This is a genomic window from Myxococcus dinghuensis (assembly GCF_024198235.1).
GTDB lineage: Bacteria > Myxococcota > Myxococcia > Myxococcales > Myxococcaceae > Myxococcus > Myxococcus dinghuensis.
Genome location: NZ_JAKCFB010000004.1, coordinates 45,974 through 66,842, shown reverse-complemented (window position 1 = coordinate 66,842; position 20,869 = coordinate 45,974). Strand labels below are relative to the sequence as shown.

Here is a 20,869-nt window from a genome sequence, read left to right as displayed (position 1 = left end):
TCCCTGGGGCGATGTCGGGCGTGGCCACGCCTCGTCAGCGCTTGGGGGCCGCGCGCTTCGCGGTGGGCGCCTGGGGGCTCCTCGCGTAGCGCAGTCCTTCGCTGAAGTAGGTGATGTGGACCCGGCCCGCGGCATCCAGTGCCAGCGCGGAGTCCCTGCCTCCGGTTCCGCTCGCGTCCACGGTGGAGAGGTTCCACTGGGTGCCGGTCCACCGCGCGTACTTCAGGTGGTGACGCGTGAGGTCCTCGTAGCTGATGTGGGGTCGGCCCTGGGCGTCCAATGCCAGGGCGGGCGTGCCACCCACATCGTCGGTGCTGTCCACGCGCTGGAGGCTCCATTCGGTGCCCGTCCAGCGCGCGTATTTGAGGTCCTGGTTCGTCGTGTCGCGGTAGGCGATGTGCGGGTGTCCCTGGGCATCGAGCACCATCGAGGCCCCGGTCCCGACATCCGCGCTGGCATCCACGGTCTCGAGCACCCAGCCGGACGCGCTCCTCACCGCATGGGTGAGGCGCTTCTGGTTCGCGTCGTAGTAGGCGACGTGGGGGCGGCCCTCTCCGTCCACGGCGACCGACGGCGAGCTGAAGTCCGTCCCCGGTACGTCCACGCGCTCCCGTGTCCACCTCCGGGTCGCATCGAGCCCGTAGCAGTAGAGCGTGGCGGTGTTGAAGGTGCTCGTGATGTCGAGAGTGCAGAGGTGGGGCTCGTCGTCGGGGCCGAGCCCCATGCTCAGGTAGTCCGTGTCGGGGGGAGGATGGAAATCCGTCGAGGGCACGACGTCGTCCCACCAGCGCCCCTCCTTCCAGGAGAGGAAGACGGGGACGTCATACGAGGAGAAGCTCCCCACCACGCGCTTGCGGGTGGCCACGCGCAGCGCGCCCTCCCGCGTGCGCGCGAGCGCCACGTCGCCGCCCAGGATGTCGTCGAGGATGGGCGAGGTGTTCCAGCCCGTGGCCAGCCGTCGCGCGAGGAAGAGTCGTGGCTCGGGTCCTCCGACCGGCGAACTCAAGACGTAGGCGATGGCCGGCTCGCCGCCCGGCTCGATGACGATGCCCTTGTTGTCGCCCGTGGCCGAGCCGAGCACTTCCACCTGCCAGCCCTCGACACCCGGCTGGCCGCAGCGGGCGGGGATTCCCGCCCCGCCGCACGTCGCGGGGTAGATGCAGGCTCCGCACGACACCTGCCGCGTCCTGCCACACGCGTCCGTGACGTCGAGCGGACCGCACCCCGCGGTCTGCTTCGCGCAGAGGACGTCATCCGATTCGGGTACGCAGCCGTTGGCCGCGCAGAAGCCGCCAGGCAGCACCTCCTCGCTGGAGGCGAGGATGGCGCCGGTGGAGCTCGTTCCTCCCACGACGAAGACGCGTCCGTCGCCCAGCAGGGCCGATACGTGCGAGGCGCGTCCGGTGGAGAGCGGAGCGGTGAGCGTCCACTTCTCCGTGGAGGGGTCGAACCACTCCACGGAGGAGAGGACCTTGCCGTCGGCGTCCTGACCACCAATCACGAGGACGCGGCCGTCCGCGAGCACGGTGGCGGTGTGACCGCTGCGCGCGATGTTGAGATATCCCGTGTCGCGCCAGTCGCCAGTGGTGGGGTCGTAGAGTTCGACGCTGGAGGTCCGCACGGCCGTCCCCGAGAAGAAGCCTCGGACGGAGGTTCCTCCGATGAGGAGGACGCGCCCGTCCGACAGCCGCGCCAGGGCCGCCGCCGCGCGTGCCCTGCGCGGCGCTCCGGTGAAGGCCCAGGTGTCGGAGACCGGGTCATACAATTCGGCGCCGAGCGCGGCGGCGCCATAGACCTCGTCAGCGATCCCCGAGGTGACCAGCACCCGTCCATCGAGGAGCTGCACACCCGTGGCCCGGAAACGCTCCGACCGGGTGTAGCCGGTGGCCCATGCCGCGTGGGTGTCGTCGTAGGTTCCGGTCCTGCGGGGATAGTACCCTCCTTCGTCGACGCCGCTGGCGACGAGGACCCGGCCATCCGCCAGGGAGAGGACCAGGGGCTGCAAGCGTTCACTGATGAGGCCATTCCCCGGTGCCCAGTCGCCGGAGGCAGGGGTGAAGAGCGCGTAGACGCTGTCCGCATGACCGGTGACGAGCACGCGCCCCGTGCCGAGCTGCGCGGCCCCTGGATAGGAGTAGAACCCGTGGGTGGAGCTGCCGGAGGGCGTGCCGGTAGCGGGGAGTCTGCCCTGGGCGGTCCAGGTGTTCGTACTGGGATTGAAGCTCTCCGCGGTGCGTGTCGTGACAGCTCCGCTCGTCAGCCCTCCCACGACGAAGAGGTTCCCGTCCGAAAGCTGCACCGCCGCCGGGTGGGCGCGCGCGACCTGGAGCGAGGCACCCGGTTCCCACGTCCCACAGCCCGCCTCTGGCCCGCAGATCCCCGGAATCCCTCCACCACCACAGGTCTGGGGGGCGCCGCATTCGCCACACGAACCGCCGCAACCGTCGTCGCCACACTCACGGCCGTCGCATCGACGAGGGCAGGGGAGGCATGCGCCGTCGGCGCAGCCGTACTCACAGAACGTCGAGAACGCCGAGTATTGGCAGACACCAGAGGCGGTGCAGATACCCGGGCCTGACCACGTCACGAGGTCCCGTGTTCCGTTGCAGCGTGGGGGCGGCGGGGACTCGCAGGGACCACAGCCCGCGTCGGTGCCTCCATCGCTGCCTCCGTCTCCGGTCGTTCCGCCGTCCGGTCCACCGGCGTCCGGTCCACCCGCGTCTGGGACGCTCGCGTCAGGAGTGCTCGCGTCAGGAATGCTCGCATCCGGAGTGCCCGAATCGTGTCCCCCGTCCGAGGGGATGGGGACCCCCGAATCCGGTTCGTCAGGGGTGGGGGCATCACCTCCGCAGGCCACGAGCGCGAGGCCAGCGGACAGGGACAGGAGGAGCAACAGCCGCAAGGGGCGCAACAGGGAGTGGTCGTCGAGGATTCGCGACATGGAGTCTTGGTTCAGGCCGGGGTGTGGGCGGATGGCGTCGCGTGGCTTCGCCAGAGTGAGCCACTATGGGAGCGTCGCCAGAAGGGGAGCAACTACCTCGGGGGTGGTTGCGTCAGCGCATCCCAGGCACGAGCAGGGGCCCCCACGTCGGGTTGCCATCGCTGTCGCTCCAGCCCGAGCGAGGACCACGCCCCTCGGTCTAGGTCTTCGGTCCGCAGACGTGACACAGCCGCATGGGGCGCTGGGCATCCCAGGGCGCGGCGTAGTCCTCGCACTGCTTCTCCGGGCGCGCGTCCAACGCGCGCGTGACGTCCACCAGGACGCTGCCGTTCTCCTGCTTCGTGGAGACGAGCTCCTGGAAGTCGCGCTCCGTCGCGTACCAGAACACGCACAGGCCCGGCCCCTCGCGCACCAGCCCGTGGATGTATTGCTCCCAGCCGAAGCGCAGCGGCTCCTCGACGACCTCTCGCCGCAGGCCCGCGTTCATGAAGTTCATCATGGGCCACGAGGGGGCAATCAGTCCGCCGAACCTCGCGCCCTCTCGCGACAGGGTCGCCTGGATGCGCTTCCAGCCATCCGGGTCCGACAGCGCGGTGAGGGTGCGCCAGGGGGCGTGTCCCGACGTCCGCTCGTCGTAGCTCTCGCGGTAGGGCGCCACGGCGGCGTTCAGGTTGAAGACGGCGATGCCCACGAGCACGGCTGGCACCAGGAACCCCATGTGGGCGGGGCGCCCCTGCCGTTGCATCCACCGCGAGAGCGCCTGGGCGAGGAGCGCGGCGAGCACCACCAGCGCCGCGCACAGGACCAGCACGACGCCATGGAGGTGGTACTTGAAGAGGTAGTACTCCCGAGGCGTCCCCAGCCGCAGACAGAGGAACTGGACGCTGGCGTTGATGGCGCCGAAGACGCCCGCGTACCGCGCGAGCCGGACGCCGGCGTCCCCCAGCGACAGGCCCATCCACCGCGCCGCGCGTGGGAGCACGAGCAGCAGCACGGCGAGTACCGCCTCGCCGCGCAGCATCGCGTGGATGTGGGGCGTGATGATGCCCCCCGTCACCGGCAGCAGCGGATACAGCTTCCAATAGGCGAAGGTCGCCGCGAACCCCAGGCCCGCAGCCAGCGCGGCCAGCCCCCACCGTGCACGCCCCGGGTGGGTCACCCCGGCGGCCTCCACCGCCACGAGCACCGCGCTGGTGAGCAGGGCATCCCCCAGGTTGAGCCCATACGTGTACCGGAGCAGTCCCACGCTGCCCAGCAGCACCACGATGCGCACGGCGCGCGAGGAGAAGAACCCGAACAGCGCCCAGCCCGCCAGCAAGGGCGCCAGCCCGAAGAGGTGCGCGTAGAAGCCGTCGGCCTGGTTGTAGTGGAGGATGGGGAGGAGCAGCGGACTCGTGGCCAGCAGGCCCCCGAGCAGGAGCCACGGCGCCGTGTGTCCCTCCACGCCCCGGTCTTCCGTGATGGCGCACAGCCCCACCAGCATGCACAGCGGCACCAGGAAGCACAGGCTGTAGAAGGCGGCCCGGAAGGACCCGAAGGCGTCCAGTCCGAAGAAGACCTCCAGCCAGTGCGTGAAGGCATGGAACGCCACGAACTGCTCGTAGATGAGCGGCGTCGTCTCGACGAAGGCGTGCCGCAGGGACACGTGGTTGCCCGCGTCCCCACCTCCCACGGACACGAGGCCGCCGAACGCCGGCGTATAGAGTCCGTGGAACGTCGCCGCCATCACCGCGCCGAGCACGACCACCGCGGGCAGCACCCGCGTCCACGTGCCCGCGCGCAGCGCGCCCTGCCACCACGCCAGCGCCACGCCCCCCGCGACCAGCGCCACCGAGAGCGCCAGGGCCCACGTGATGTCCACACGGAGCGCTGCCCGCACGGCGCCCGACAACATCGGCGCGAGGAAGGGGACGAGCACCAGCACGAGCAGCGTGGCCGTCCCCGACCCGGGAACGCGCGCGCCCGGTGCGTCGAGCGCGCCCAGCCAGCGAGAGAGCCTTTCACGCGAGGTCGTCACCTCAGCCTCCCGCGAGTGAGCGGACGCGCAGGCCCAGCAGCGCGGTGGTGACCTTGACCATGAACCGGATGCTCTTGAGTCCGCTCAGGCTGGAGACGCCCTGGGTGCGCGGCGTCATCTCCACCCGAGCCTCCTCGATGCGCAGGCCCCGCAGCGCGAGCAGCGCGATGGACTCCGGCTCCGGATACTCGTCCGGCATCGTGCGCAGGAGTTCCCGCACGGCGCGCTGGGAGTACACACGGAAGCCGGAGGTCGGGTCGCTCACCCGCGCCGCGCGGCCGAACAGGCCCAGCACCAGGGTGACGAGCATTCCTCCGGTGCGCCGCAGGCGCGTGGTGCTGCGCAGGGCATCCGTGGCCGCCCCGTCCGTGGGCGGCGCCGCCACGAAGCGCGAGCCGATGACCAGGTCCGCCCCGGACTGCCGGGCCCGGGCCACCAGCCGGGGAATCTCCTCGACGGGGTGTTGGCCGTCGGAGTCGCACTGCACCACGTAGTCCGCACCCAGGGCGCGCGCCACCTTGAAGCCCGTCAACAGCGCGCCCGCCACGCCGACGTTGGCGCTGTGCGTGACGTGCGCGTGCGGCGCCAGCGTCGCGAGCAGGCGGGGGGTGTCGTCCAGCGAGCCATCGTCCACCACGCAGTACGCGAAGCGCTCCGCGTCCGTGCCTTGCGCCACCAACGCCTCCATCCGGGGCAGGAGGTGGGGCAGCGAGCCGGCCTCGTTGAAGCAGGGCAACATGACGAGCACCTTGTGCCCTTCGCCCGCGAGCCGCTGGGCCCCCTCCGCGGGGAACTGGCGGGCCGCGAAGCTGGTGGTGAGCTCGACGATCTGCCGCGAGAAGCGTCGGTTCTCCGCCTGCTGCTCCACCATCTGGAAGAACAGGAACAACATCATCCCGCCGAGCACGAAGTTGCTCACCAGCTCGATGCCCAGGATGCGGATGACGGGGCGGAACCAGTCCGGGGTGACGACCGCGACGAAGAGGAACAACGCCACCAGCCACCAGATGAGCGAGTTCCGCGCGGGGAGCCGGTGCCCGAACTGGGAGAACAGGAGGGTGAAGAATCCCGCGGTCAGCAGGATGACGAGGAGGGACATACGCCCCCGAGGCTCTAGGCCTCTCCGCCCCGGAGCGGCAAGGGATTTTTGCCCTGGGTGGGGGCGTGCTTCACTGGGCCGCGTCGTCACGTCCCCGCCCCAGGAAGAAGCTCTCGATGCTCGCCCGCCGCCTCGTCGTTTCGTGCCTCGTGTCGTTGTTTGTGGTCGCGGTTCCCGCGCGGGGCCACACCGCCGAACCCACGCGCCTCCAGACACGCCTGGGCGCGCTGCTCGACGCCACCTCGCCGCGCCCCTTCTCCGGCGTGGTGCTCGTCACCCGGGAGGACGAGACGTTGTTCGAGGCCGCCCGGGGATTCGAGGACCCGGAGCGCACGCGCCCGCTGACGCCGAAGAAGAAGTTCTTCGTCGGCTCCCTCAGCAAGCAGTTCGCGGCGACCCTGGTGCTCCGCGCCGTGGACGCGGGGAAACTTCGTCTGGATGACCCGGTGGGGAAGTTCCTGCCCGACCTCCCCGAGGCGTGGCGCGGCCTCGTGAAGCTCGAGCACCTGCTCAACCACACGTCGGGCCTCGAGGCGCTCGACAAGCCGCTGCTGAGCCCCCCGGGCGAGCGCTTCCACTACTCCAACGCCGGTTACGACCTGTTGAGCAGGATTCCCCTCTCGAAGGACGTGCGGGTCGCCGACACCCTCGTCATCGCGATGAAGAAGTGCAGGCTGGCCGACTGGGAGTCGCCTCCCTCCGGAACCCATCCTGAAATCCGGAAGTACTTCCAGGGCGCGGTCGCCACCGGGTTCGAGGAGCGGGATGACGGCGTGGTGGAGGTCTCCCAGCACTGGCGAAGCAAGGACTGGAACCTCTCTGGAGGACTCGTCCTCGACGCCCGGGCCCTCGCCCGTTGGAACAACTGCCTCCACGGCGGCCGGCTGCTCTCGCCCGCGTCCTACCAGGCCATGCTCACGCCCCGGCCGAACGCGAAGCGCGACCACCGCTGGGGGGAGCTGCGTTACGGCTACGGCGTCGAGCGCTCCCGTCACGACGGCATCGAGGAGATCAGCCACAGCGGCTACATCCCCGGCTTCATGTCGATGCTGCTCTACTACCCGGCCACCCGCGTGAGCGTCGTCGTGCTGGAGAACGTCTCCCGGAATCTGGTGGACCGCGCCAGGACGTATCACCCGTATGACGAGGTTCGTCGCGTCGTGCGCGAGGAGCTCGCTGTGCCCCCGGGGAAGTCCACCGCCCGGCCGTGAGTCACTGGCCGGGCGGAGGGGGCAGGGGGGGCGCCACGAGGCCCGAGAGGTCGCGCATCACGTGCCCGTCGATGATGGGCAGGCACTCCGGGGGACATTCCTGGGTGAAGCGCATGCCCAGCGCCTTGGCCTGATGGAGGAACCCGTCGAGCCCGTCGAGGCAGGCGTCCGGGATGTCGTGCAGCACCATCAGCGTGTGGGGGCGCGCGGCGCAATCCGCGAGCGCCTTCTCCGGCCAGCCCTTCGCGTCCAGCCAGTCCCCGGGGACGCTGTTCCAGAGGGCGCAGGTGTATCGGTGGCGGAGCAGGTGCTCCACGGCCCGTGGGCTCAGGAGGTGGGGGCCCAGCTTGCCTCCACCCCCGAAGGGGCGGAACCACTTCGGTCCGGGGACCAGCGGCGCGAGCAGCGCGTCCGTGGCGGCGAGCTCCGCCTCCACGGCGTCCGGACGCGGGTCCTCCCCGAGCGGGGTGGCGTGCGTGAAGGAGTGATTGCCGACGAGGTGCCCTTCGGCGCGGGCGCGTGACACGAGGCGCCGACCCTCGTCATCGGCGAGGTGCTTTCCCAACACGAAGAACCACGCGCGGAGGTCGTGCGACGCGAGGACGTCGAGCACCCGGGGGGTGATCCGGGGATCCGGCCCGTTGTCGAACGAGAGCGTGAGCAGGCTCACCGGTACACGTTGTTGGACGTGCGGTCCCCGGCGAGCCAGCGCGCCAGCTCCCGGTGGGCCTTGGCGCGGCGGTCCTGGATCAGGTCGAAGGCGACGGCCTTGGGGCTGTCGTGCGTGAACTCGACGATCATCCCGTTGGGGTCCTTCGCGTAGAGCGAGCGACAGTAGCCGTGCTCGAGCACGTACATGTCCGGCTCCGTGTAGCCCGCGGCGCGCAGGCGCTGCTCGATGCCCTGCTGCGTCTCCTGGTCGACGTTCAGCGCGATGTGGTGGAACGGCGAGGAGGGGAGCTCCGGCCCGAAGAGCTTCTGGTCCTCGGGCTTCTCGAACTGGAAGAACGCGAGCGCGCTCCCGTCGGCCAGCTCGAAGAAGGTGTGACAGTAGGTCCGGACGGCGCCGAACAACTCGTCGGATTCACACCACGTCGCGACGAGCGGCAAACCGATCAAATCCTCGTAGAACCTCCGCGTCGCCTCGAGGTCCTTGGTCACGTAGGCCGTGTGGTGAAGCCTGCTCGGCAGTTTCGCTTGCGTGAACATGCGTCCGTCCTCCCGCTGGGTCTGTCGTCAACGACTCGAATTCACTCCGTCGGCCTCGCGCCGGTCCCCGCCTCGTGCCGCGGCGGCTCGACATGCGAGGGGGCCGCCTGGGCGACAGGATTGCGCAGAACGCCCACGCCTTCGACAGAGACCTCGCACACGTCCCCGGGGCGCAGGAAGCGAGGGGGCTTGCGCGCGACGCCCACCCCGCTGGGGGTGCCCATGGCGATGACGTCTCCCGGCTGGAGCGTCATGGCCTCGGAGAGGTCCGCGAGGACGGTGGCGACGTCGAAGATCATGTCCGACGTGGTCGCGTCCTGGAGCAGCTCGTTCCCGACGCGCATCTGGATGCGCAGGCCGCGGGCGCCCTCGGGGAGCTCGTCGGGGGTGACCAGCTCGGGTCCCAGCGGACCGGTGGCGTCGAAGTTCTTGCCCACGGTCCACTGGTGGGTGCGCTTCTGGTAGTCGCGGATCGACCCGTCGTTGAAGAGCGTGTACCCGGCGACCCACTCCAGCGCGCGCGCCTTGGGGATGTTCCGGCCCGCACGGCCCACCACCACGGCGAGCTCGGCCTCGTAGTCGAGCTGGTGCGAGCAGGTGGGGACCTCCAGCGCCTCGCCGTGGGCGAGGAGGCTCGACGGCACGCGCGTGAAGACCACGGGGAACCGGGGCGCCTCGTAGGTGGACTCCGCCGCGTGGTCCACGTAGTTCAGGCCCAGGCAGAGGAACTTGCTCGGCTCCGGGATGAGCGTCCGGTAGCGGAACTCCGTCTGCGCGAGGACCGGTTGGCCCGCGGCCTCCGCCACGCGCCGGGCCAGGGCCGCCAGTGCCTCGGGGCCACGCTCGAGCAGGGAACGCAGCGAGCCGCCGACCGTCGGGGCGAGCGCCGTCACGTTCAGCATCCCCCGGGGCGTGCGCACGCCGAGCGCGGGCTCACCCTTCACCAGAATCGAAGCAATCCGCATGGTCGCTGGTCTCCGTCGTCTCCTCGCACAGGCTAGCGAGGCCGGCACCGGCGCTCAACAGAATGTCGACAAAATTGATTTTGCATCCAAGGTGACGCCTTGTGTCAATTTCGCGGGGTGACGTATAGGTCGCCTGTCCGTGAGGAGGTCGATGGCTGCTCCATCCCGCATTCGGAGTCCGGTGTCCGAACCCACGCTCGCGTCGGCGGTGGTGGACCGCCTGCGTGGTGACATCCTGCATGGGGCGTTGCCGCCGGGGGAGAAGCTGCGGCTCGAGCACCTCGCGACGCGCTATGGCGTCGGGCGCACGCCGCTGCGCGAGGCGTGTTGCCGGCTGGCCTCGGAGGGGCTCGTCACCATCGAGGACCAGCGGGGGTTCCGGGTGGCGCCCATCTCCCGGGCCGACCTGCTGGACCTGACGCGGACGCGGCAGCAGATCGAAACGCTGGCGTTGCGTGGGGCCATCGCGCACGGGGACATCGCCTGGGAGGGAGAGGTGACGGCCGCGCTCCACCGGCTCCAGCGACGCGTGCCGACGTCCACCGGCGGCGTGCTCGACGACACGTGGGAGCAGGAGCACGCGCGCTTCCACGCGACGCTGTTGAGCGCGTGCGGCTCGCCCTGGCTCCTCAAGTTCCACGCGACCCTCTTCGACCAGACCGAGCGCTACCGGCGGCTCGCGCAGGCACACGGCAAGTCCGGGCGGAACGTGGAGGACGAGCACGCGACCCTGGTGAAGGCCACGCTGGACCGGGACGCGGAGCGTGCCTGCGCGCTGCTCACCGAGCACATCGCGAGGACGACCGAGCTGGTCCTCGCGGGGCACCCGGGCCTGCGCGTGGCCGCCTCCTCGCTGGAGAAGTCTTTGCCGACAAAAGGCCGGGGCTCGCGCTCGAAGGATTGACGCTCCGCCCCTGGGCGCGTACTGGCTCTGGCCATGGTGCGCACGTGTTTCGTCGAGGGTTCTGAGGGTGTCCGGCTCGCGGTGAGTGAGTCGGGCCCCGCGTCGGGGGCTCCGTCCGTGCTCTTCGTGCACGGCTTCGCGCAGAGCCGCCACAGTTGGGAGCCGGTATTGACGGGGCCGCTGTCGGAGCGGCACCGGCTGGTGGCCGTCGACCTGCGAGGACACGGGGATTCGGACAAGCCCGAGGGCGAGGCTCCCTATGTGGATGGGGCTCGCTTCGCGGGCGACCTCGAGGCGGTCATCCAGGGGCTCGGGCTGGTGCGGCCGGTCGTGGTGGCCTGGTCTTACGGGGGCATCGTCGTCGGGGACTACCTGCGACACCGGGGCGACGCGGCGCTGGGCGGCCTGTTCTTCGTGGCGGCGTCGCTCCAGTCGGGCAAGCCCGCGCGGGCCCTGTTCGGCCCCGGGATGATGTCCAACGCGCGGGGCCTGTTGTCGGAGGACCCGGAGACCTATGCGGCCACGGCGCGGGTGTTCGTCGAGTCGTGCGCCGCGCGGCCACTGGAGCCGTCGAGGGTCGACGCGGCGGTGAGGGCCATGCTGCGCGTGCCGTTGAACGTCCGCCGGGCGCTGCTCTCGCGAGCGGAGGACTACTCCGCGGAGCTGGGGCGCTGCGTCCGGCCGGTGGCGACGCTCCACGGCGAGCTCGACCAGGTGGTCCTCCCGGCGATGAGTTCGGAGGGGGTGTTGGCCCGTGCCCGCGCGGGGCAGGGGACGTGGCTCCCGGGCGTCGGACACCTGCCGTTCGTGGAGGCGACCGCGCGATTCGAGGCCGCGCTGGCGGACTTCGTCGTGTCCGCGTCGCGCTGACCTGTTCGATGGGACGTGGGGTCGGGGGCGTGTATCGCTACATCCACGCCGCGTCGCAGCGGGGGCACATCGTGGCCCGCTCGTACTCCGCGCGGGGGCCCTCGAAGCCGCAGGCGTAGCAGGTCCTCAGGGGCTTCTGGTCGGGCGGGGCCCTGTTGGGTGGGGGCGTCGTCTCCCAGGTGGGTGCCGCGCTCTCGGTGGGGAGGGGCATCCCCGGTTCCCAGACGAGCTCGCTTCGAGGTGCGTCCAGTGGGGCGAGGGCCCCTTCGACCACGGCGGCGATGAACGCCGAGGGAAGCGTGGCCGCCGCGTGGTTCTTCACCGCCAGGCTGCGGCCGAGCCCAGGGGAACTCTGGGTCCCCACCTCGACGAAGACGGTGACGCTCATGCCTCCTGCCAGCACCGAGTTGAGCAGCGAGTCTCCGATATCGATTCCCATGGAGGCGCCGCTCGACAGGGTCTTCATGTCGCTCTCCTTGGGAATCTCCTGCGTGTCGAAGAGCTTCCACGCGGGCCGCACGCGTCTGGCCTGGGGGAGGAGCGGTGAGGTCACCTCGAAGTGGACCTCGTCGAACTCCAGGGGCACCTCGAGGGGGAGACTCCACCGCACCACGCGGCCGTCCGTGAGGGCCGGCACGGTGAACTGGCCGAGCATCCGGCGCGCGGGCCCCTGTCTCTGTCGCCCCATGACGAGCACCGACGCCGGTGTCGCGCCAGGCGGCTCGAAGGCGCTCTGGAGCCACAAGACGGCGGTGGCATTCCCTGCCGCATTGCGTGTCACGGGCTCGACGTGCAGGTGGACGGCGCCGAACTCCCGAGGGGGCCGGCCGACGTGGTCGAGGACGTCCGCGTAGAAGTCATCCATGCGCGCATCCTTATCCGGGCGAGACAAACTCCGCCATCGACCGTTCTCCCGTCACCATGGGCGCCAGACTCCGTGTACTGGGAAAGATTCAGGTCACTCCTCCGTTGAACGCGGCGGAGATCGCCGTCCTCGAGGGCCTCGCGAGGGAAGGGCGCGCCAGGCGCTGTCAGTGGGTGCCTGTGGACGATGGCGCCGCGCTGGCATGGGACGGGACCGATGACTTCCGTCAACCCATGGAGTGGATGGGACGGCTCATCGACGGCTACCTGTCACCGGAGGCCCGGACCTCCAGGAAGGCGAGGGGCAAGCGCTTCGCGCAGTTCACCTTCGACCACGTGTGTCAGGGGCGGGTCTTCATCGTCGAGGATGTCTACCCCGAGCTCTGGAACATGCTCGTGGAGGACAACAAGCGCTACTACACGACCTACTCCATCGAGGTGGACGGTTTGCCCAAGGGGTTCGACGAGAAGGCCACGGCGCGGGAGTTCGGGGCGGCGCTGGAGTTGATGGCGAGCCACCCCGAGGAGGGGATGGACAGGCTCTCCAGGCTCCTGGACGTCGTCACCCGGGTCGAGAACTGGCTCTACGTGTTGGACCTGTTCCGCTTCATCAAGGACTTCGCCAAGAGCCAGCCCGTGGGGCTGAGGGCGCAACTGGAGGCGTTCGCCGACCGTGAGCGGGAGAAGGTCGAATCCCGGCCGTGAGCCGGGGCCGAGGCACGTTCGGACTTCCTGGCTCCTCATCCCCGAAGGGCTCGTCGATGGAGGCATGACAGTCATTGGCGATGGCTGGATGCCAGACACTGGGTGGACGCTGCGTGTGCCGCATCGCTATGGTGGCTGCTTCACTTCGCAACTCCGCACATGACAAGGAGCCCCAGATGGCGCTGTCACGTTGGGTCGTTGGCCTCTCCGCGCTGCTGATGAGCGCATGCGGTGGTCCCGTCGGCTCGGAAGCTCCCTCGGACGAGACGGGCACGGTGGAGCAGCGCTCGGAGGAGCCGGGTGGGACGTGGTACGGGAACCACCGGACGTATTACTTCGACGCGGCCAAGACGATCTGGGCCGGTGCCGAGCACTACGACTGTCAGGGATACGGCACCGTCGCGGGTCAGGTGACGCCCTACTACACGGATTCCACCTTCATCTGCTCGTAGCGCCCCGGGGCCAGGGCAGCGCGTCCGTCCTGGCCCCGTTCAGCAGACCTCATCTCTGTCGTCGCTCGACGGTGCCTTCCTCCGCGCCACGTTCGAGTGTCGGGTGAGCGACGTCGCCTTCGCCCGCAGACGGGCCGGCCCAATGAGCCGTGCGCACGCATGCCCCGTTGCTCAGGACTGGGAGCATGTCGCTCCCTCCGAATGGGGGTTGTCATGGGCTTGGGTCGATACCTGGTGGCGCTTTCATGGGGTGTGGGATTGCTCACCAGCGGGGTGGCCTCCGCGGGTGAGGCGGTCCGCGCGCGCTCCGCGGGACCCGGAGGGACGCAGGAGACCCCGCTGCTCGCCGACATGCTGACCTGGTCGCGCCCGCTCGCGGGGCCCGGCGACGACGAGACGGGGCGGATCGCCAGCGACCGTGCGGGTGGCTACCTCGCGGTCGTGAACTTCAACACCGGCATCGATATCGGCACAGGGCCCCTGCCGGGCTCGACGGAGGCGGGGGTCTGGAACACCGTCATCGCCCGCTATGACACCCAGGGGAAGGCGCAGGTGCTCAAGACCTTCGACTCCGCCTTCACCGTGCGTCACGCGGTGGATGCCCAGCGGAACATCGTGCTGATCATCTCGACGGGCGGAGGCGTGATGGAGCCCGGAGCGCACCTCGCGAAGCTGGACCCCGCGGGGACGCTGTTGTGGCTCCGCCCGCTCCCCGAATCGCAGCAGTGGCCCCAGGTGTTGACGACGGACAGGGACGGCAACATCGGCGTCGGTGGGTTCACGCGGGGCTCCCCCCGGCTCTCCTTCTTCAAGTACAGCCCCGAGGGCGTCCGTCTTTGGACGTTCATCGACAGTCAGGCGGGGCAGAGCGAGGCGCGCGCGGCCACCGCGGATGCTGACGGGAACTTCTATGTCGTTGGGAGTGCCATGGGCACGGTCAGTGTCGTCGAGCCCTACCTCGTGAAGCTGTCTCCCGATGGTCAGGCCCAGTGGCGGCGTCGCCTGACCGACTCGGTGGGCTTCGGGTTCGACGTGGCCACCCACGGCAACCGGGTGGTGATGGTGGGGACCTTCGGGGGCGCCTTCCAGTTCGCGGGCAGCTCGCACGTCGCCATCGGCAATCTCGGCATCAACCAGGATGCGTTCGTGGCCGCGTGGACGCGGGACGGCGAGGAGCGCTGGGCCTGGAACTTCGCCTTCGACGTCCACGGCGTCGCCATGGACGAGGCGGATGGCGTCACCCTCGTCGGTGGCTATCAAGCGGCCAGCGCGGACCTGGGCATCCTGGGCCCGCTCGCCGGAAATCCCTCCAGCGCGGCCAATGTCTACGTCGCGAAGTTCGACCGCCTCCAGGGAGACCTCCGTTGGGTCCAGGGCTTCCCGAGCGGCCCGGACCTGAGCTCTCCCGGGCTCGACGAGGGCAGCGTCGCCGTCACCAAGGACGGCCGCGCCGCCGTGCTCGGCCTCTTCCACGGGACACTCCAAGTGGGCGCGAAGACGTGGAGCGCGAAGGGGCGCTCCGACCTGTTCCTCTTCGGTTTCGCTCCCTGAATCATGCGGGCGACTTCACCCTCCATGCGAAGTCCCGTTCCCGCTTCGTGACCGCCTCGGGACCCCCTGGCCGCGGCGCGCCGCCTGGGTGGAGCGCAGGGGCCTTCGTCGGGAGATGGAATCTTCTCTGTCCGGCGTCGCCAGTTCCCATCCAGGCTCCCGGGGTACCCACGCAACCCGCCCCAGGGGACGGGCCGGCTCCTCCCCTGGTCAGGGAGCATGTCCAGCGTCCATCGTGGAGCGTCACGGGATGCAGGCACGACAGGTGAAACACCGCCTCGCAGAGCCAATCGAGGCTCGCGATTCAGTGAGGCGGTTCGATGAAGTCGTGGGGGCAGAGCGGAGCGGGAGTGCTGTGTGCGGGATTGCTGATGATGGCGGGGGCGGCCCGGGCCCACGACCTGACGTGCACCAAGCGCATCAACGGTGAGGCGCAGGTGGTCGCGTCGACGTATCCCTTCCTCGCGACCTTCAACTTCCGGATCGACAACGTCCATCCGACCCAGCCCTCGATACTGCTGTCCGCGTCGGACCCGACGCTGGCGGTGGAGCACTTCGTGTTCGTGCCCACGCCTCCCGTCTCGATTCCGGTGAACGGGTTCCTGTCGATGGACTTCCCGGTGACCTTCAGCAGCTACGACGACTGCCTGACGCTGGCCATGCTCGACGGGCAGAACGACACCAACATCGACAACATCCTCTACGTGGGGTTCGACCAAGGGCAGTCCATGTGCACCGCGCGCCTCGTTTGTGAGCAGCCGCCTCCGGGGCCCTGCGCCAACGCGACGCGGACGCTGGGCTTCTACAAGAACCACATCCAGGCCCTGCAGCAGTGTCTGTTGGTGGGCCCCATCGCCCTGGGCGCCATCGGGACCATCACCACGTTGCCCTCGGCGGAGGGGTTGCTCTGGGGAGACCCCGCCAAGTACCCGAACAACACGCAGCGCAGCCAGTTGGATCGGCTTCGCTTCCTGCTCGCGCGTCAGACGATGGTGGCCACGTGCAACCAGCGCCTCTTCGGCGCCGTCCCCACGCCGTCCACGCTGATCTCCGACGCCGTCGCGGCGCTGGGCGGGACGAACTGTACCCTCATCTCCTCGCTCAACGACGAGGTGGATTCCTTCAACGGCTCCTGTGACAGCTCCGCGTTCCCCCCTGGGTTCGACCCGGGGCCCGCGACGCCGGCCGCCGCGCGCGCGCTCGCCGTGGACCCGACGTCCTCGTCGGGGCAGAGCTGCTCGCCGTAGTTCGCGCGGTGCGCCGGGAGCCCGTGGACGCGTTCGACGACGGCCCGCGCCTGGCGTAGCTTGGTCTCCCTGTTCCTTCGGGAGACCGCGCATGGACGACACGAACGATGCGGACGAGTCGCTCGGCCTCGCCGCGTATTCGGCCTTCGCGGAGCGTTATTCGACCTTCGCGCCGACGAAGCCGCACAACGCCCTCTACGAGCGACCCGCGACACTGGCGCTGCTGGGAGAGGTGGACGGGTTGCGCGTGCTCGACGCCGGATGCGGGCCGGGCATCTGCACCGAGAAGCTCGCGCGCAGCGGCGCGACCGTCCACGCCTTCGATGTGACGCCGGAGATGGTCTCGCTCGCCCGCGCGCGCTGCGCGGGCCTCCCGGTCGAGGTGACGACGGGGGACCTCGCGGCGCCGCTCGACGGGTTGGGGGCGGGCTCGTTCGACCGCATCGTATGCGCGCTCGCGCTCGACTACGTGCGACACCTCACCCCGGTGTTCGAGGAGTTCCGACGCGTCTCTCGGCCCGGGGCGATGCTCGTGTTCTCGATGGCACACCCGATGCGCGACTGGAACGACGTGCGGTGCCGTGGCGGCGGCACCTACTTCGACACGACGCGCTTCGGGATGTACTGGTCGGGCTTCGGCGAGCCGAAGCCGTATGTGCAGGGGTATCGCCGGCCCCTCGCGGACATCCTGAACGCGCTCTGCGAGGCGGGCTGGACGCTCGACCGCGTCGTCGAGCCCAAGCCGCTCGACGACATGAAGGCGGCGGACCCGCGCCTGTTCGAGGAGCTGTCCCAGGCGCCCGGGTTCATCTGCATCCGCGCGCGCCTCCCCGGTCCGTGATTCGCTCCACGGGGACCGTCCTCGCGACGGTCCGACGGTCCCCACCGACGAGTCCGGCCAGGGTCAAGGGCTGGGGGCCACCGCGCGAATCCAGTCGATGCCGAACTGGATTCCCACGCCGGACACCGGGTCGAGCCGCAGGTCGGTGATGGTCCCCGTCCAGTCCGTCAGCCCCGCCAGCTCGAAGGTGACCGTCTGGTATGCGCCGCCGCCCGTATAGGACGCGTTCGCCACGCGCGTGGCGGAGAAGCCTGGCAGGGTGCCCGTGGCGAAGAAGAGCTGGACGCCGGTGCTCTGGGACGCCCGCATCCGCACCTGGAGCTTCGCGACTCGGCCGGCGCTGAAGTTGTAGGCGGTGTTCGTCAGCTGCGCGTCCCCGATGCCGGAGGACGTCCCCGCCAGCTCCCCGTTCGTCGACGTCAGGCCCGCGATGTCCACGGGCGAGCCCCAACCCTCGAAGTTCCCGGCCTGGACGAACTCCGCCCCCAGGTCCCCGGCGTCGAACGGATGCCGCCCGGCCCGGATCTCCACGGCGTCCGTCATCTGGTCGCCGTCCGTATCGAGCGGGGGCACCGCGAAGTTCGTGTCCCAGTTGATGGCGAAGGCCTGGTTCTTCGCGGTGGCGACCGCCTTGACGTACAGGTCTCCGCCGGACTGGAGGAAGTAGCCCGAGGAGGCCGCGCCGCGCAGGCTCGCGAGCGAGGCGTGCGAGGTGAAGCCGCCCTGGGACGCGGAGAGGCGCAGGCCCCCCAGCTTGCCGAAGTCCTTGAAGCGGGCCACGTAGTTGTCCCCCGGCGTGGCGTCCTCCAGGTTCATCGCCACCGACTTCACGGAGGGGAGCGCTTCGTAGGTATAGGTGTACTCGAAGCCCTCATTGACGATGAACGGGAGCTGGTGCCACTCCCGGTAGCCGTCGATGTAATAGACGTGGGCCGTGGGCGTCCCGGCCTTCTCGCGCGTGACGGTGACGTTGGGCGTCTGCTCGAACGGCACCGCGTAGGAGAGCCGCGAGAGGACGAAGCGGTGGTCGCTGCGGTACGTGCGCTCCCAGTTCGCGGGGCGGAACTCGTCGCCCACGCGCATGAACGGATGGCTGGACACGATGGACGTGTTCGCCTTGCCGCTGATGCCGCCGGTGACGTCGCGCAGCACGATGGACCAGTAGCGCGGGTGGCCCGCGTGGTTGGCGTGGGCGTCCGCGACGGGCGGGAGGTCGAAGTCCTCCAGGCTGGTGCGCGGCGGCCCCACGGGGGACGTCGTGTTGCCGGTGAACTGGTGGTTGGGGTGCTTGGTGGCGGCGCCGGTGTTGATGAGGAAGTTGGCGTTGGCGGCATCCCAGCCGACGAAGTGCGAGTCACGGACCTGCCCCGCGCCGTCGTACACGCGGTAGGCATGGCGGACCCCGCCGACGAGCGCCTCGCCCGAGTTCGCCACGAACAGGCTCTGGTCGATGATGCTGTAGCTGGCCATCATGGCGCCCACGGTGTTCTCGACCAGGACGTTGTTGCGGAAGACGAGGTTGTCGGACGGCCCACCCGCGCCGATGCCGGTGTAGATGCCCAGCTCGTTGGCGTACCAGGTGCTGTTCTCGATGAGGTGGAGGGCGGGGTCCGACCAGCCCAGGTTCGCCTCGATGGAGTGGCTGGGAGACAGCCCGTCGAAGATGTCGAACCCGGACATGGTGCTGTGCGCGCTGTTCCCCTTGAACGAAATCATCGGGAGCGTCCGGGGGCGCAGCGAGGAGAAGCGGGAGTCGTTCGTGGACAGCCCCATGGGCCGCTCCGGGAAGGCGAACCAGAAGCCCGTCCCCTGGGTCCCGGCCGCGACGTTGTCCTCGAACGTGTTCTGCGGGTTGGTGATCCAATAACTGGCCGGCGTGCGGTTCTGGACCTGGTCCAGCTCGTTGTCGGACGGCGTCACCTGCTCACCCGGCGCGGGCCGCCTGGTGAGGAGCGTGACGTTCTTCTTGATGACGTTGAAGCGCTCGCTGCCGTCCTCCAGGAACACGCCGTGGCCGATGTGGTCGTAGAGGAAGTTGTTCTCCACCAGCGCGCTCTCCGTGCCGTGGATGGTGACGGCCCGGTTGTAGGACTGGTGGATGCTGGAGTTCTTGATGTACTGCCCCGCGCCCGCGCTGCCGAGCATGTGCCAGTGGAAGGGGTAGCGGCCGAGCAGCTTCTTCTGGCCCATGTTGAACAGCTCGACGCCGCTGAAGTATGCCGCCGCGTTGTCCATGACCATGACGTGCCCGCCGTAGCCGGTGGCTTCGGAGGCCGAGTCGCCCTGGATCTTGATGTTGTGGGTGAGCAGCCCCACCTGGGCGCGCAGGTCCGCCGTCCAGGTGCGGGAGCCCTCGGTATAGGTCTTCACCACGCCGGTGTGCGCGTACGTGAGCGGGCTCGACAGCGCGAGCCGGGTGTTCCCTTCGGTGACGCCGGTGACGGTCCGCTTCTCCGCCTCGTTCCAGTCCCGATGGCTGGAGACCACCACGAGGGTGTCTCCGGCCTGCCAGTTCACGGCTTCCTTGACGTAGATGGCGGAGCTCCCCGCCGGCGCGTTGCGTCCGAGCTGCGTCCAGCTCACGCGCTCCTGGCCGTGGAGCCGCAGCGTGGCGGAGTTCATGGCGCCCACGAACTTGTTGCCCATCCCCATGATGTCGGGGGCGGTCGACTCGCCGACGAGCGTGATGACCCCCGCGCTGGGGAAGGGCGTGAGCTCCTGCCCCACCTCGAGGCGCGCGCCGCTGCCCATCACCATGATGTAGGGCGTCGTGACGTCGAAGTTCATGTTCTGCACGCCGAGCAGCTCTCCGCCCACGGTGATGGCCCCGGTGCTGACCGGGCCCCTCAGGCAGACGGCGCTGTCGGCTCCCACGGTGGCCGTGTCGGCGGGGCCGGGCACCGCGCCGCCCCAGACGGAGGGGTCCCACCAGTCGTGGAGCATCTCCACCCGCAGGTCGTCCACGAGGGCCGTGTGGTCCCCGGGCGAAGTGTCCACGCCCGTCAGCGTCACCACGCTCGCGCCCGCGTCGAGATAGCGCGCGGTGGACACCTGCTCGACGTACTGGGTGCTGCCGAGCCGGAACTCGCCCACCTGCGCTCCGCCCACGGTGACGCGGAGGTTCTTCGTCGGCGGTTGGGTCGGGTTGTTGGCGCGCAGCGCGGCCTTGACGCGGAAGCGGTAGAAGCCGGCGCGGGGGAGGGTGATGGAGGTCGAGGCGGACGAGGCCCCCTGGAGCAGGAGCACCTGCGCGCCCTCCGGCGCGTTGGGGTTGGCGGCCGTGAAGCCGCTGCCGTTGCGACTCAGGCCACTCCCGGCGCCGAACGACCAGGGGCCTCCCGCTGGCGTGTAGGCGAAGCCCGGAGAGGCGGGCAGCACCGGTGACTCGAAGCCGCTGAGGGCGATGTCCCGGATCCGCGTCGCCGTGAAGTCATCCACGAACGCGGTGTTGTCGGTTCCCAGGGGATTGGTGCCCTCCAGTGCGACGGCGTGGGCCCCCGACGTCAGCAGCACGGGGCCCGTGGTGACGCGCTGGTAGGGGGCGCCCGTGGGCGTCACCGCGACGACGGTCGCCCCGTCGATTCTCAGCTCCACCCGCTGCGCGCTCGTGAGGTTGCCGCGCTGCGCGGTGGAGAAGCTGAAGACGTAGTAGCCCGCGGTGAAGTCGAGCGTCCGCGAGGCCGTGGCCGTGTTCTGGAGGAACAGCACCTGGGCGCCCTGGGGCGCGTTCGGATTGCCAGACGTGAACGCCGTGCCGTTGCGAGACAGGCCCGCGCCATTGGCGAACGTCCAGCCGGAGCCAGCGGGGGCGTACTGGTACCCGGGAGAGGCCGCGAGCGCTGGCGCCTCGAAGGTCCCGTTGGGCACGGTGAAGGCGGTGGAGGACGCGGCGCTCCGGGGCGCGGCGCGCCCCTGTGATGACAGGGAGACTGTCATCAAGAAAAACAGCTTGATGAGGCTAAACCTGGAAGTCGGCATGAGCGATTCTATGGC

At 69.8% G+C, this 20,869-nt stretch carries 16 protein-coding genes; 8 read left to right on the top strand and 8 right to left on the bottom strand.

What is annotated here, in order from left to right; translation table 11 throughout:
- Positions 1-34: 34 nt before the first annotated feature.
- The 3 genes from LZ198_RS43165 to LZ198_RS07310 form a co-directional block, all read right to left on the bottom strand.
- Positions 35-2,941 carry a kelch repeat-containing protein gene (locus tag LZ198_RS43165; RefSeq protein ID WP_267145459.1) on the bottom strand — a complete coding sequence of 969 codons (2,907 nt, stop codon included), beginning with the start codon at positions 2,939-2,941 and terminating at the stop codon, positions 35-37.
- Positions 2,942-3,140: 199 nt separating this feature from the next.
- Positions 3,141-4,958 (bottom strand): hypothetical protein, encoded by a 1,818-nt coding sequence (locus tag LZ198_RS07315; RefSeq protein WP_253971164.1) that lies wholly within the window; start codon positions 4,956-4,958, stop codon positions 3,141-3,143.
- A gap of 1 nt (position 4,959) precedes the next feature.
- Positions 4,960-6,057, bottom strand: coding sequence for a DUF2304 family protein (locus tag LZ198_RS07310; RefSeq protein ID WP_253971163.1), 1,098 nt, complete (start codon positions 6,055-6,057; stop codon positions 4,960-4,962).
- A gap of 116 nt (positions 6,058-6,173) precedes the next feature.
- Here LZ198_RS07310 and LZ198_RS07305 point away from each other — a divergent pair, with 116 nt between their 5' ends.
- A complete protein-coding gene (locus LZ198_RS07305) occupies positions 6,174-7,268 on the top strand; it encodes a serine hydrolase domain-containing protein (protein ID WP_253971162.1) in 1,095 nt (364 codons plus the stop codon).
- Position 7,269: 1 nt separating this feature from the next.
- Here the strand turns inward: LZ198_RS07305 and LZ198_RS07300 are convergent, their stop codons facing one another.
- From LZ198_RS07300 to LZ198_RS07290, 3 genes are read right to left on the bottom strand one after another with little or no spacing between them, the layout of a single operon-like run.
- On the bottom strand, positions 7,270-7,938 hold the full coding sequence (locus LZ198_RS07300) for a polysaccharide deacetylase family protein (protein WP_253971161.1): 669 nt from the start codon (positions 7,936-7,938) through the stop codon (positions 7,270-7,272).
- Entirely contained in the window at positions 7,935-8,477 is a 543-nt protein-coding gene (locus LZ198_RS07295; protein ID WP_253971160.1) for a VOC family protein, read from the bottom strand. Before LZ198_RS07295 ends, LZ198_RS07300 begins: the two co-directional genes overlap by 4 nt.
- A gap of 41 nt (positions 8,478-8,518) precedes the next feature.
- Entirely contained in the window at positions 8,519-9,442 is a 924-nt protein-coding gene (locus tag LZ198_RS07290) for a fumarylacetoacetate hydrolase family protein (RefSeq protein WP_253971159.1), read from the bottom strand.
- A gap of 181 nt (positions 9,443-9,623) precedes the next feature.
- On the opposite strand from LZ198_RS07290, the gene LZ198_RS07285 reads away from it, so the two are divergent.
- Positions 9,624-10,346, top strand: coding sequence for a GntR family transcriptional regulator (locus tag LZ198_RS07285; RefSeq protein ID WP_253971158.1), 723 nt, complete (start codon positions 9,624-9,626; stop codon positions 10,344-10,346).
- 33 nt (positions 10,347-10,379) lie between these two features.
- Complete coding sequence (locus LZ198_RS07280; RefSeq protein ID WP_253971157.1) at positions 10,380-11,216, top strand: alpha/beta fold hydrolase; 837 nt, start codon at positions 10,380-10,382, stop codon at positions 11,214-11,216.
- A gap of 37 nt (positions 11,217-11,253) precedes the next feature.
- Here LZ198_RS07280 and LZ198_RS07275 read toward each other — a convergent pair whose 3' ends face one another.
- Positions 11,254-12,081, bottom strand: coding sequence for a hypothetical protein (locus tag LZ198_RS07275; RefSeq protein WP_253971156.1), 828 nt, complete (start codon positions 12,079-12,081; stop codon positions 11,254-11,256).
- Between the two features lie 242 nt (positions 12,082-12,323).
- Between LZ198_RS07275 and LZ198_RS07270 the strand changes: the two genes are divergently transcribed.
- From LZ198_RS07270 to LZ198_RS07250, 5 genes are all read left to right on the top strand, one after another.
- The gene (locus LZ198_RS07270) at positions 12,324-12,785 is read left to right on the top strand and encodes a hypothetical protein (protein WP_253971155.1); all 462 of its coding nucleotides are present in this window, start codon (positions 12,324-12,326) and stop codon (positions 12,783-12,785) included.
- 176 nt (positions 12,786-12,961) lie between these two features.
- Positions 12,962-13,237: a hypothetical protein gene (locus LZ198_RS07265; RefSeq protein ID WP_253971154.1), complete on the top strand. Its 276-nt coding sequence runs from the start codon at positions 12,962-12,964 to the stop codon at positions 13,235-13,237.
- 213 nt (positions 13,238-13,450) lie between these two features.
- The gene (locus LZ198_RS07260) at positions 13,451-14,788 is read left to right on the top strand and encodes an NHL repeat-containing protein (RefSeq protein ID WP_253971153.1); all 1,338 of its coding nucleotides are present in this window, start codon (positions 13,451-13,453) and stop codon (positions 14,786-14,788) included.
- 320 nt (positions 14,789-15,108) lie between these two features.
- Positions 15,109-16,035 (top strand): hypothetical protein, encoded by a 927-nt coding sequence (locus LZ198_RS07255; RefSeq protein WP_253971152.1) that lies wholly within the window; start codon positions 15,109-15,111, stop codon positions 16,033-16,035.
- 91 nt (positions 16,036-16,126) lie between these two features.
- Positions 16,127-16,876, top strand: a complete 750-nt coding sequence (locus LZ198_RS07250) for a class I SAM-dependent methyltransferase (protein WP_253971151.1) — start codon at positions 16,127-16,129, stop codon at positions 16,874-16,876.
- A gap of 63 nt (positions 16,877-16,939) precedes the next feature.
- On the opposite strand, the gene LZ198_RS07245 is transcribed toward LZ198_RS07250, so the two are convergent.
- Complete coding sequence (locus LZ198_RS07245) at positions 16,940-20,812, bottom strand: G8 domain-containing protein (protein WP_253971150.1); 3,873 nt, start codon at positions 20,810-20,812, stop codon at positions 16,940-16,942.
- Positions 20,813-20,869 lie beyond the last annotated feature (57 nt).

Excerpts from the sequence above, each read along its gene's own strand:
- LZ198_RS07250 (WP_253971151.1), top strand. The coding sequence starts at position 16,127 with ATGGACGACACGAACGATGCGGACGAGTCGCTCGGCCTCGCCGCGTAT.
- LZ198_RS07245 (WP_253971150.1), bottom strand. The coding sequence starts at position 20,812 with ATGACAGTCTCCCTGTCATCACAGGGGCGCGCCGCGCCCCGGAGCGCC.
- LZ198_RS07290 (WP_253971159.1), bottom strand. The coding sequence starts at position 9,442 with ATGCGGATTGCTTCGATTCTGGTGAAGGGTGAGCCCGCGCTCGGCGTG.
- LZ198_RS07305 (WP_253971162.1), top strand. The coding sequence starts at position 6,174 with ATGCTCGCCCGCCGCCTCGTCGTTTCGTGCCTCGTGTCGTTGTTTGTG.
- LZ198_RS43165 (WP_267145459.1), bottom strand. The coding sequence starts at position 2,941 with ATGTCGCGAATCCTCGACGACCACTCCCTGTTGCGCCCCTTGCGGCTG.
- LZ198_RS07280 (WP_253971157.1), top strand. The coding sequence starts at position 10,380 with ATGGTGCGCACGTGTTTCGTCGAGGGTTCTGAGGGTGTCCGGCTCGCG.
- LZ198_RS07265 (WP_253971154.1), top strand. The coding sequence starts at position 12,962 with ATGGCGCTGTCACGTTGGGTCGTTGGCCTCTCCGCGCTGCTGATGAGC.
- LZ198_RS07260 (WP_253971153.1), top strand. The coding sequence starts at position 13,451 with ATGGGCTTGGGTCGATACCTGGTGGCGCTTTCATGGGGTGTGGGATTG.
- LZ198_RS07310 (WP_253971163.1), bottom strand. The coding sequence starts at position 6,057 with ATGTCCCTCCTCGTCATCCTGCTGACCGCGGGATTCTTCACCCTCCTG.
- LZ198_RS07255 (WP_253971152.1), top strand. The coding sequence starts at position 15,109 with ATGAAGTCGTGGGGGCAGAGCGGAGCGGGAGTGCTGTGTGCGGGATTG.
- LZ198_RS07275 (WP_253971156.1), bottom strand. The coding sequence starts at position 12,081 with ATGGATGACTTCTACGCGGACGTCCTCGACCACGTCGGCCGGCCCCCT.
- LZ198_RS07270 (WP_253971155.1), top strand. The coding sequence starts at position 12,324 with ATGGGACGGCTCATCGACGGCTACCTGTCACCGGAGGCCCGGACCTCC.
- LZ198_RS07295 (WP_253971160.1), bottom strand. The coding sequence starts at position 8,477 with ATGTTCACGCAAGCGAAACTGCCGAGCAGGCTTCACCACACGGCCTAC.